General features: G+C 54.6%; 8 protein-coding genes. 5 read left to right on the forward strand and 3 right to left on the reverse strand.

The genetic code is table 11. The annotated features are described in order from the left end of the window. Positions 1-11 precede the first annotated feature (11 nt). From QZH36_RS02430 to QZH36_RS02445, 4 genes are all read left to right on the forward strand, one after another. Complete coding sequence (locus tag QZH36_RS02430) at positions 12-1,370, forward strand: c-type cytochrome (protein ID WP_445235116.1); 1,359 nt, start codon at positions 12-14, stop codon at positions 1,368-1,370. Then, on the forward strand, positions 1,357-1,866 hold the full coding sequence (locus QZH36_RS02435) for a sugar dehydrogenase complex small subunit (RefSeq protein WP_253454258.1): 510 nt from the start codon (positions 1,357-1,359) through the stop codon (positions 1,864-1,866). Before QZH36_RS02430 ends, QZH36_RS02435 begins: the two co-directional genes overlap by 14 nt. After that, entirely contained in the window at positions 1,863-3,497 is a 1,635-nt protein-coding gene (locus QZH36_RS02440) for a GMC family oxidoreductase (protein WP_301729572.1), read from the forward strand. Before QZH36_RS02435 ends, QZH36_RS02440 begins: the two co-directional genes overlap by 4 nt. 416 nt (positions 3,498-3,913) lie before the next feature. Next, positions 3,914-4,384: a DUF3158 family protein gene (locus QZH36_RS02445; RefSeq protein WP_301729573.1), complete on the forward strand. Its 471-nt coding sequence runs from the start codon at positions 3,914-3,916 to the stop codon at positions 4,382-4,384. Between the two features lie 143 nt (positions 4,385-4,527). Here QZH36_RS02445 and QZH36_RS02450 read toward each other — a convergent pair whose 3' ends face one another. Both QZH36_RS02450 and QZH36_RS02455 read right to left on the reverse strand, forming a co-directional pair. Next, on the reverse strand, positions 4,528-6,900 hold the full coding sequence (locus QZH36_RS02450; protein WP_301250871.1) for a membrane-bound PQQ-dependent dehydrogenase, glucose/quinate/shikimate family: 2,373 nt from the start codon (positions 6,898-6,900) through the stop codon (positions 4,528-4,530). Between the two features lie 506 nt (positions 6,901-7,406). Next, positions 7,407-8,558 carry a glycosyltransferase family 4 protein gene (locus QZH36_RS02455; protein WP_301729574.1) on the reverse strand — a complete coding sequence of 384 codons (1,152 nt, stop codon included), beginning with the start codon at positions 8,556-8,558 and terminating at the stop codon, positions 7,407-7,409. A 998-nt stretch (positions 8,559-9,556) separates the two neighbouring features. On the opposite strand from QZH36_RS02455, the gene QZH36_RS02460 reads away from it, so the two are divergent. Next, on the forward strand, positions 9,557-10,453 hold the full coding sequence (locus QZH36_RS02460) for a LysR family transcriptional regulator (RefSeq protein ID WP_253454264.1): 897 nt from the start codon (positions 9,557-9,559) through the stop codon (positions 10,451-10,453). 60 nt (positions 10,454-10,513) lie between these two features. Here QZH36_RS02460 and QZH36_RS02465 read toward each other — a convergent pair whose 3' ends face one another. Next, positions 10,514-12,163, reverse strand: a complete 1,650-nt coding sequence (locus tag QZH36_RS02465; RefSeq protein ID WP_253454265.1) for a methyl-accepting chemotaxis protein — start codon at positions 12,161-12,163, stop codon at positions 10,514-10,516. Positions 12,164-12,265: the final 102 nt, after the last annotated feature.

The following is a 12,265-nucleotide window of genomic DNA, read 5'->3' on the forward strand; positions in this document are numbered from 1 at the left end:
TGCCTTTGGCGATGAGCCTGATCCTTTTCACCGGGATAACGTCTGCCGCCGTGCAGCCTTCGGGTGATCAAGATCTTATCGCTAAGGGAAAATATCTTGCGCTGGCCGCCGACTGCGGCGCCTGCCACACGTCGCCACAGCAGGGCGCGCCGATGGCGGGCGGCTATGCGATCCACTCACCGCTGGGTGATATCTATGCCAGTAATATTACGCCTTCAACCCGTTACGGCATCGGCGAATACAGCGAGGCGGAGTTTGCGCGGGCAGTGCGTGAAGGCATCGATAAACAGGGGCGCCATCTCTATCCCGCTATGCCTTATACCGCCTACAACAAAATCAGCGACGAGGATATCCACGCGCTGTATCACTATTTTATGCACGGCGTTGCGCCGGTAGATCGCGCCGCGCAGCAGACGCACCTGCCTTTTCCCTTCAGCATCCGCGCGTCAATGCTGGTCTGGAACTGGCTGTTTGCGGAGAACCAACGCTTTGTGCCGCAGCCGGATAAGTCGCCGGAGATCAATCGCGGCGACTATCTGGTCAACGCGCTGGCCCACTGCGATACCTGCCATACGCCGCGTAATTTTTTGCTGGCGCAGGACAACGATCGCGCCTTTTCCGGCAGCAGCCTGGGTAGCTGGTATGCGCCCAATATCACGCCTGATGCGCAGTCCGGCATCGGCAGCTGGAGCCACGACGAGCTGGCGCGCTACCTGAAAACCGGCCATATCGCCAAAGCCCAGGCCGCCGGGCCAATGGCGGAAGCGGTTGAGCACGGTCTGGCGCATCTTAGCGATGGGGACATCCAGGCGATTACCGCCTGGTTGCGCCAGGTTCCGGCGGTCAACAGCGGCACCGGCCGCGCGCGCGACAGCTATGGTCAGGCTTCGGATGCCGAACAGCGGCTGCGCGGCCAGAGCGGGCAAAGTGATGCCGGCTGGCAGGTTTTCAGCGGCAGCTGTGCCAACTGTCATCAGGCCCAGGGTCAGGGTAACGATCGCTACCCTTCCCTGTTTCACAACACGGCCACCGGCGCGCCTCAGCCCGATAATCTGGTTTCCGCCATCCTGTTTGGCGTTCGGCGGGATGATATCGCTATGCCCGCTTTCGGCCCTGATGCCGAATTTACCAATCGCCTCAGCGATCGGCAGATTGCTGACGTCAGCAACTACGTACTGAAAAACTTCGGCAATCCGGCGGTAGTCGTTACGCCTGAACGGGTGAAGCAGCTGCGTGAAGGCGGCGATACGCCTTTACTGGTCAAATTAACCCGTCCCGCCGCGTTACTGGGGTTACTGCTTGTGGTGGTACTTATCGTCGCGGGCCTTGTATTACGTCGTCGAAACAGGAGGCAACATGCAGCCCACTAATCCCGGCCGCCGCCGGCTGCTGAAAGGCATGGCCGCGCTCTCCCTCAGCGCCTGCTGCGCCACTCTTTTTCCGCGTCAGCTTGCCGCGCAGCCCGCTGCCGCCGATTTTAACGCGCTGTCCGCTTTTCTGGTCAGCCGCCCGGTCAGCGCCATTCTCAGCCAGCGTTATTATGCCGCGTTGGAGCGTCACTATGCGGATTTCCCGTCCCGCTTCGCCGCGCTGGCGGATTATCTCGCCGAACGGCGCTTTGCCCACGTTGATGACTTTTTGCAGGCCACGGCCAGCGATACGCCGCTTTTCCGCACCGCCTCGCTGATTATTGGCAGCTGGTACACCGGCGTGGTCGGCGAAGGTGCGAAAAGCGAACTTATCGCCTACGCCGACGCCATGATGTATCAGCCAACGCAGGGCATTCTGGTGGTGCCGACCTATGGCAGCGGCCCGGATTCCTGGGGCAGCAATCCCGAAACGGTTAAAATGGAAGGTCAGCAATGAAAAATATCGATGCCGATGTGATCGTCATTGGCTCCGGCGTCATGGGCGGTCTGGTCGCGACCCAACTGGCAAAGGCGGGAAAATCGGTGATTATCGTCGAAGCCGGCCCGCGCGTTAAGCGTCAGGAAATCGTCGAGCGCTTTCGCAATTCGCCTTTTAAGATGTCCCTCACCAATATGAAACTCCAGGGCGTGGGTTCACCCTATCCCGATTTGCCCCACGTCCCTTCAACCTATGGCGACTACTTACAGCAGGCCGGCCCGGTAAAATACCCGACCAAATACCTGCGCGTGGTTGGCGGCACCACCTGGCATTTTGGCTCCGCGCTGTGGCGCATGATCCCGAACGATTTCAAACTGCAAAGCCTGTATGGCCGCGGTCGCGACTGGCCCATCGCCTATCAGGATCTGGAGCCCTGGTACGGCGAGGCCGAACGAGAGCTGGGCGTGTCGGGCATGGACGGCCAGGATGAGAGCGGACACGGCGGCGAAGCCTGGCCGCCGCGCTCCACGCCTTTTCCGATGAAGGGGCTGGAGCCCAGCTATCTTTTTAAACGGCTTTCCGTCCTGCTGGGCAAAGGCGGCTATCATCCGGTGATGGAGCCGAACGGTCGCGCCACGCGGCCTTATGGTCAGCGCCCGGCCTGCGCGGGCAACAATAACTGCAATCCGGTTTGCCCAATCGCGGCAAAATATGACGGCTCAATGCATATTGATGAGGCGGAGCGTCACGGCGCGAAGCTGCTGGATAACTCGGTCGTTTATAAAATAGAAGCCGATGAGCAAGGTAACATCAGCGGCATCTGGTATCGCCGTCCCGATGGCAGCAACCATCACCTGACCGCTAACTACTTTGTGCTGGCCGCCTACGGGATTGAGTCGCCCAAGCTGCTGCTGATGTCCGCTTCCGAACGCTATCCGCACGGCATTGCCAACAGCTCCGACCAGGTGGGTCGCAATCTGATGGGCCATACCGGCATCAGCATGAACGTAATGATGAATGAGGATGTCTGGCCGGGCCAGGGGCCAACGGAACTGCTGGTTTACCTCAACAATCGCGACGGTGATTTCCGCAAGGATTTCCCCAGCTATAAAATAAAAGTGCGTAATACGGTGCCAACGGCGGACTATGCGGCCTCGCTGATTAAGAAAGGCGTGCTCGGCTCAAAGCTGGATGAGGAATTAAAAAGGATGTCGGCGCGTTCGCTTAATTTCGCTATCGACTTTGAAACGCTGCCGCTGGCGGAAAATCGTATCGTCCCCAGCAAAACCAAAAAGGACGCAATAGGGATACCTGTACCAGAAATATATTACAGCGTCACCGACTACTGGCACGCAGGAAAAGAACAGGGCCTGAAGGATTTTGATAAATTTGCTCAGCTACTAAATGCGGATATATCAAAAATTGATACGGGTTATCAGGATCGCCAGCATATTATGGGCACCACAATTATGGGCGATAATCCGGCTGACTCCGTGGTTAACAGACAGTGCCAGAGCCACGACCACCCTAACCTGTTTATCGCCGGCACCAGCGTGATGCCCTCTGCCTCCTGCATGAACCCGACGCTGACCGGCGCCGCGCTGAGTCTGCGCCTGGCCGACTATATGCTGAATACCGTTAAGGTTTAAATTAACGGGTTAGCGTTATTATACGGGCAGCATTAATACCGACTGCCCGTTATTTCCTGTGCGGCCCATTTGAGCATTTGGGCGTTTGAGCATTTGGGCGTTTGGGCATTTGGGCATTTGGGCATTTGGGCATTTGGGCATTTGGGCATTTGGGCATTAATATGAAGCTGCTTCAGAAAAAATGTAAATCTCATGGCAGTGTTGCAAAAAGCTGAAGCCATCTCGAATATCCAGTGTTAAACTCCCTGGCAGCAGTAAATTCCTTTTTCATTCTTCTCTCGCCGCAATAATATAGCGGCGGGACAGAAAAAGGAGTTCTGCTATGTTTTACGATCGCGTTGCGTTAAGGAAATCGCCGCTCGTGTCCGGGAAGGAAAAACGAGCGCGCAAGGGCAAAATCACAGGGAGGAGAGCCGATGAGCAGGCAGGTTAACCGTTTTGACCGGCTGGAACAGGATACGCATCAGATAAAGCTCAATTTAGCGATATTAACCGAGCGGGCCGAAACTTTCGTTACTAAAAACGATTTTAACGCGCTGGCCTCGCGTGCTGATACCTTCGCCACTAAAAGCGATCTGCAGGTGCTGACTGAACGCGCCGACACCTTTGCCACTAAAAGCGATCTGCAGGTGCTGGCTGAACGCGCCGACACCTTCGCCACCAAAAGCGCTCTGCAGGTGATGGCTGAACGTATGGAGACCTTTGCCACCAAAAGCGATATCCTCGGACTGGCTACGCGTGAAGTGCTGGCTGAGGTCAGGAACGATCTGAACCTGTTGCGGGTCGAGATGTATAAAGCGCTAACCGGACAGACTAAGTGGCTGACGGCCTGCATGTTTATGGTAGCGATCCTTAGCCTGACTGCTGCAAAGCTGATTTTTGTCTGACGGAGCGGACGTAAAGCTGCGGTTTTTTGCTGGCATAGCGGACGTAAAGCTGCGGTTTTTTGCTGGTGTGACGGTGATGTCGACATCGTTATGAACAAATGAATAACGGACGGCATCCTGCCGTCCGTGTTTTTATTACGCCACTATTGCTTCAGGCGCCAGGCGACAACGCTGTCCCCTGCTTTGGTGCCCAGCGAACCGTGACCGCCTGCGGCGATAATCACATACTGCTTGTTATCCGCGCCCATATAGGTGGCTGGCGTCGCCTGACCACCTGCCGGCAGCTCGGTTTGCCACAGCAGCTCGCCCGTATTGATGTCGTAAGCGCGGAAGAAGTTATCCGCCGTTGCGCCATGGAACACCAGATCGCCCGCCGTAGTCAGCGGCCCGCCGTGCGCCACCATGCCCATCGGGAAGCCAATCGGGAAGCGGCCCGGCAGGAAGGTGGTTTTCAGGTTTTTGGTAGTGCCCACGCGGCGCAGCCATTCGGTTTTACCGGTAGTCAGATCGACACCGACCATACGGCCCCAAGGCGGAGCAATGCACGGGATCCCCAGGCTGGAGGCGAACTGCTGAATATGGATCGCGTAATCCCCTTCAAAGTTCTCGTTCCAGTATGGCGTGCCGTCTTTAGTAAACAGACGTTTGTTTTCCGTTTCCGGGGTACGCTTGATCAGGTTGTACTTGTAAGCCAGACGTACCGGCGAAGCGATCAGAATTTGACGTTCCGGATCGATGGCCACCGAGCCCCAGTTAAATACGCCGATATTGCCGGGGAAGACAATGGTGCCCGCTTCGGTAGAAGGCGTCCACGGGTTGCCGTCATAGCGCATAGATTTAAATTCGATGCGGCAGGCCATCTGATCGAACGGCGTCAGCCCCCACATCGACTTCTCTTTCAGCGGATCCGGGATAAAGTTCAGCGCCGAAACGGGCTGAGTCGGCGAAAACTTCTCGCCCTGCACGCCGCCTGTAGTAGAAACATCTACCTGATTAACAGGATAGACGGCCTGACCGGTCAACCGGTTCAGTACAAACAGGTTGCCGGTTTTGGTTGGCAGGATCACCACTGGCTGACGGCTGCCCTGATAGTCGATATCCAGCAGCGAAGGCTGGGAAGGATTATCACGATCCCACAGGTCGTTTTTGGATGACTGGAAGCGCCATTTAAAGGCACCGGTTTTTAAATCCAGCGCTACCAGGGTATCGCGGAACTTCTCTGTATTGCTGTTAGCGTCGCGGCGATTGCCCAGCTCGTCTGGCGATGCGTTGCCGAACGGCACGTACACCAGGCCATTTTTCAAATCGGCGCTCAGCGTAGCCCACGCAACCGGCGTGTCCTGAGGATAGGTCTGGCCTGCCGGCAGCGGCTGCGTCTGCTGCGGATTAGCCGGATCGAAGTTCCAGACCAGGCGACCACTGGTGACGTCATAAGCACGAATAACGCCGGATGGGTTACCGCTGTTAAAGCCGTTATCCATCACCGAGCCACCAACGATCACCAGGTTACCTGCAACCAGCGGTGCAGCGGTCTGCATCAGCGCGTGTGGACGAATGTTGCCCATATTCGCACGCAAATCAACGATGCCGTTTTCGCCAAAGTCAGCGCATGGCTTGCCGCTGTCCGCATCCAGCGCGATCAGCTTAGCGTCGGTCGTCGCGTTAAAAATGCGCTTGCGGCACATGGCCGGCGCTTCTGCTGCTGACGCTGGCTGCGCTTCTGGCGCATAATAGCTGACGCCGCGACAGGTCTGGTGCTGCTGCAGATAAGAACGATCTTTCGCAGGCTGATATTTCCACTTTAGCTCGCCGGTTTCCGGATTCAGCGCGTGAACTTCATTATGCGGCGTACAGAAATAAACGGTGTTGTTCACCTTCAGCGGCGTGGCTTCAAAAGTGTACTCCGTCGCATCCTTTTCGGTGCGCAGATCGCCGGTGTGATAGGTCCAGGCCACTTCCAGATTACTGACGTTATCCTTAGTGATCTGCTTCAGATCGGAGAAGCGCAGGCCGTTGCTGGTGCCGCCGTAGGCCGTCCAGTCATTGCTCGCCACGGCGGTATCAACCGGGGTGCGTTTGTTGGTCAGCTTGCCTGCCTGCGGATAAGGGTCATAGAAAGCCAGACCGATAACGAGAGCGATAATAACGATAACTGTCGTGCCGAGAAAAGGATGGAAGCCGGCAGGTTTAGCTGCGCCCTGCGCTTTTGACAACGGGCGTACAATCCAGGGTAAAGCCAGCCAGACGCCGAGCAGGCCAATAATGTCGCCGCGCGGGATCCACTGCCACTTATCAAAACCAACCTCATAAATGGTCCAGGCGACCACCAGCCACATTAAAATTGCATAAATCGACAGCGCAATTTTTTTATTTTTGAACAGCGCAATAGCCGTCAGCAACAGGCCAATCGCTATCACCACATAGAATGGCGACCCGCCCAACAGCAGCAATTTCCCACCCATGTAAAGCATAGCAATACCGACGATTGCTATAACAATACTCGTTAGCTTTATCATTTTCGTCTCTCGAATTAACCACAGGGATAGTTGATTTCAAATTACAATTACGCAACGTAAAATTAACCAAATTCAGTCAAAAAGAAAATACCATTTAATTAATGTATTTTAGGTGATAATTCAGGAGCGGAAGGATTATGTCGCGTACGCATTGCTGTCTGCATAAAGCGGGTAGTTCAGTTATGCGTTGTTGAGTGCATAAAGCGGGCATAACGGGTACGCATTACTCAGTGCATAAAGCAGGCATTTCAGGTATGCGTTGCTGAGTGCATAAAGCAGGCATTTAAGGTAGGCATAACTGAGTGCATAAAGCAGGCATTCCGGGTACGCATCACTGAGTGCATAAAGCAGGCATTCCGGATACGCATTACTGAGTGCATAAAGCAGGCATTTAAAGCGCGGAAATCGTCAGCGTTTGTTTATTGCGCATGCTGAAAAGGGATAAGGCGGCGTTGTACAGACCGGGAGACTGAGCATGCTCCCGGCGTTGTTTAAGCGTGGTGAGGTTATTTGCTGTAAAGCTTCTTCAGCCTGGCCTGATACGCTTCTACGTTATGCTCAGACTGGATCCTGGCGATAGCCGCATTGGCTTTATCGTGGATCTGTTCAGGATGGCGAATAATATCCTCAATAATGTTTTTCATGCGGTCGACCGTTTTACGACGCAGGGCATCGCGGTCTTGCCGAGAAGTAATGGCATAGTCGCAATCGTCGTTCAGCGGATGACTAATCAACCAACCCGCCTCTTGCGGATTGATTTCCGGCAGCGCACGCACGTTAGTGGTGATCACCGGACAGCCGCAGGACTGCATCTCCAGCACGGAAAACCCATAGGTTTCAGCCCAGGTTGGCAGCAGGCCGACATCCGCTTTTTGCAACAGCTGCATCACTTTATCATTCGGCATGGCGCTGTGATGCTCGAAAAGATCGTAGCGGGCAATGGTCGCTTCCGTCTCACGGGCAAACGCCGGATCGTCCTGATAAGGGCCGAACGCGTAGTTGTTCGTTTTCTCAAGATCGCCTATCAGCGTAACTTTGATTTGTTCCGGCTGGATAGCGTTGGTGGCCAGCAGTTCGCCGAAGGCCTGCACGATTTCGCCGCCGCCTTTGCGATAAAAGTCTTTGCCAATAAAAACAAAATGAACCGGGTCGGCGGCATTACGCGCCGGTCGCTCGGTCATATAGAGCTTTTGCGGCGGATGCATAACCACCATCTTGTCGCGCAGCACGCGCGACAGCTCCGGGCTGTCGTTGAACAGCTTCATTTCCATCTTATAGGCCGCGCCGGAAAGCGCGATCAGCGCTAAACAATTATTGGCTGTCAGCGCTGAAGAGAGCCGTTGCAGCTTTGCGCGATTGTCCTCTTTGCTGCCGTTTTTAGGCGGCAGGATGCGTGGCAGCTCGGTTTCAAACGTCGCCACCCATTTACGGTCGGTTATTGCTATCTCGTTGAAAACGTGAAAGACATCAATGTTTTTTTTCTGCGAACCGACCAGCGGTCGAAACAGGAAAATTTTGTCTTTTTTAAGAAACTTCATGTTCAGAAGATTTATATAAGAATAAATATTCTTGTTTTTGAAGTTCACATATTCCACGTCAGCATCAACAATTATCGTCCGTTTCTCCGGGTAGTTATCGTTAGATACGCCGACTCTCATACCGCCACCTCATAGAAAATAATGCTAACCGCACTGAGTAATGTTATTAGAATTCAAATTTGCCCTGGTATTCATTCCATGACGCCCCGGTACTCCATCACATCGGCCGTCGCAAGTAAATACAGGCATATTCTTAATATCAAAACTGGCAAAATAGTTGCTGCTAAAAGCGGTGATGCTTACGCAGGCAATAGTTAATATTTAGTTAAAATTTGTCGTCAATCTGGCGAAGCACCCCGGTTAATACTGGCTGCAACAATATACACAGAAAGACACCAGATGAAATAAAATATTACATTTACCGTCTCATATTTTTTTCTGAAAAGTAAGAAGCCAGGCATCACGGGCCTGTTGGCGCATTGCGGCCTCCTTCTCTGACACAACAACTCTATCCGACACGTAAAATAGAGGCCAGCCTTAATCAGAAAAAAGTAAACAAAAGGTTAACAAAATTGAGTGGGATCAATAAAAATATAACAGCCGCTTATATAAGATTTGGTCGACCCGAACCGGACCAGGACTTTTCTTCTGCCCTACATTTAAAGTATTAGTATTTGTAAAAATGATGTCCGGTTAATATCTGCGCCACTGCCGCTTTTATTTGCTCACCTGAGATAGCTTGTAGCGATTTTGTAATTAAGATAGTTCTGTTTTCATCGAGAGCACTTTCTGGATTGCGCCGAATTTCCCGGGCAAAAAGAGAGGTAAAAAACAGGGTAACTGAATAAGAAATTTCTGATTAAAAAACGCCGGGGCAACATTCAGATTAGCGGAAAAAAGCGCCTGAAAAGTACCAATAATGACCAGAATAAAGCGAAAATGCCGCACGCGCGACGGATTCAAAAACCTGGCCCGCTTTTGCCGTAAAGATAAGCCTGCCTTTTTTGCAGTGCTTTGATTTAATTTAGAATTACTCAGGTGAATGGCAGGAAGCCGTCGCACCCCGGCCCCAGCCAGGTTACACTTGGTTCCCTGCCTTGTTCACCTCTGAGATAGCCATGCTGAAAGAAAATTTTAACGACCTTATCTCGCTGATGGTGATCGCTCGCGAGAGAAGCTTTACCCGCGCGGCGGCCAGGCTGGGCGTTTCCCAGTCCGCTTTAAGCCATGCCATACGCGGGCTGGAGGAGCGGCTGCAGCTGCGTCTGTTAACCCGAACCACGCGCAGCGTCGCCCCTACCGAAGCGGGCGAACGCCTGATAAAAACCATTGGCCCGCACCTTGAAGAGATTGAAAACGAGCTGGCTGCCCTGCATGAACTGCGCGACAGGCCGTCAGGCAATATTCGCCTTAACGTGGGCGAGCACGCCCTTACCTTCGCCCTGTGGCCCGCAGTAGAACAGTTTTTACAGGCGTGGCCGGAAGTGAATATCGAAATTATGTCCGATAATTCCCTGACGGATATCGTCAGCGGCCGTTTTGACGCGGGCGTACGGCTGGGCGAACAGGTTGCAAAGGATATGATTGCCGTCAGGATCGGGCCGGACTGGCGGATGGTTGTAGTGGGCTCGCCCGCTTATTTCGCTCGCTACGGCAGGCCCGCTACGCCACAGGATCTGCAGCAGCACAACTGCATCAATATGCGCCTGCCGACCATGGGCAGTATCTATGCCTGGGAGTTTGCCAAAGCGCAGCGCGAAATCCGCGTGAAGGTGGACGGCCAGCTGACGCTGAATAATCTGCAAACCCGAATTAAAGCTGCCGTGGCAGGGATTGGCCTGGCGATGGTGCCTGAGGATACCGTTGAGGAAGCGGTTAAGGCAGGCCAGCTGGAAAAGGTGCTGGAAGAGTGGTGCGCGCCTTTTCCGGGCTATTACCTGTACTACCCCAGCCGCCGCCAGCATACCTCCGCCTTTGCGAAGTTTGTTGAGGCGGTTCGCTACAGCGAGATCTGACGGCAAACGCAAAGGCCCGAAGACAGATCGGGCCTTTGATTAATAACGTTTAAACGCCGGTCAGAAGGCTTCCCAGTTATCCGTTGAGGCGGTCGCCAGCACCGGCGATTTCAGCGCTGTCACGCCAGAACGACGGGCTACCTCTTTCCTGCCGGCCAGGCGAAACACGGCTACCGCTTCGTTCAGGCGAGCGGCCTGCTCTTCCAGCGAGGCGGCGGCTGAAGAAGATTGCTCTACCAGCGCGGCGTTCTGCTGCGTCACCTGATCGAGTTCCGACACCGCGATGCCGACCTGACTGATGCCGCGGCTCTGCTCCTCAGAGGCGGAGGAAATTTCATCCATGATATCGCGTACCTGCTGTACCGAGCTAAGGATACCGCTCATTGACTCTTCCGCCTGTCCGGCCAGCCGGGAACCGTTGTCAACGCGGGCCGAGGATTCAGCGATCAGCGCGTTGATATCTTTCGCCGCTACGGCGCTGCGCTGCGCCAGGTTGCGCACTTCTCCCGCCACCACCGCAAAGCCACGGCCGTTTTCGCCAGCGCGGGCGGCTTCTACCGCCGCGTTCAGCGCCAGAATATTGGTCTGGAAAGCGATGCTTTCAATTACGCCGGTGATTTCCGCGATTTTTTTAGAGCTTTCCTGCAGCCCAAAGATGCTTTTTATCACACCGTCCACGATAGCGCCGCCCTTCTCCGCCGTTTGCGCGGCAGAAAGCGCCAGCTTCGCCGCCTGATGCGAATTGTCCGCGTTCTGCTTCACCGTGGCGGTGATCTGTTCCATGCTGGCGGCGGTTTGCTCCAGCGAGGCTGCCTGCTCTTCCGTACGGGATGAGAGATCGTTGTTGCCCGCCGCAATTTCGCTGACGCCGGTTAAAATCGTATCCGCGCCGTTGCGCACGTTACCCACGGTTTTCACCAGCGACTGTTGCATTACCGCCAGGCCGGAAAGCAGATGGCCCATCTCGTTACGGGCGCGCGGATCGACCGCTATCTGCTCCGTCAGATCGCCCTGTTCAATAGCGTTGATATGCCCCAGCGCGCGCGCCAGCGGCTGGATCAGCACGCGTTTGATCACCGACCAGCTCACGATCACAGCGCTCAGCACCACCAGCAAAATAGCGCCCATCAGCCACAGCATCTGCGTGAATACCTGCTTGCTTTCAGCGGAGGTGGTCTTTGACAGCTGGCCAACGGCGGCGCGCCAGCGATCGTAATCGCCCTGCATAATCTTCTGGTTGCCCGCAACGTTAATGCTGAACAGGCCGGTTAAATCGCGGCGTGAAGCGATTTCCATCAGCTGATTAAGCTGTCCGGCGTACGCCTGGTAGCTTTGCGCCAGCCTGCTGTTAAGCGTGGCATCGAGTCCGGGAATAACCGGCCCGTTCTGGTAGTTTTTAAAATCGCGATCGGCCAGCGCCAGCTGCGCTTTGCCGTGCGCGACCATACCGCCCACTACGCTGCTGGTCGGCCCCTCTTTTTGCAGCCAGATCACCACGCGGTTAACGTCCGCACGCGCCGCGTTAAGTTCATACCAGGCATTGGTCAGCGCGGTCACCTGATCGCTGGCCGTCGAGGCGGTTTCGAAGCTCTCTTTATTGTGATCCAACGCGCTGAGGAAGAGGATGCCAGCGACAAGCTGTAGGGTGCCGAAGGCAATGATCGTGCTGAGCAAGAACGAGGAGGTTTTGATTCGGGAAAAAACGGACATAGCCACACCTGATTATTGTTTCAGAAGCGACTTATATCGGCAAAGTTACCGGTAACATTAGAAAAAAAACGTGATTATTTATGTTGATAGCCAAACGGCCCT

Origin of the sequence: Erwinia wuhanensis, assembly GCF_030484085.1 — a bacterium.
Taxonomy (GTDB): Bacteria; Pseudomonadota; Gammaproteobacteria; order Enterobacterales; family Enterobacteriaceae; genus Erwinia; species Erwinia aeris.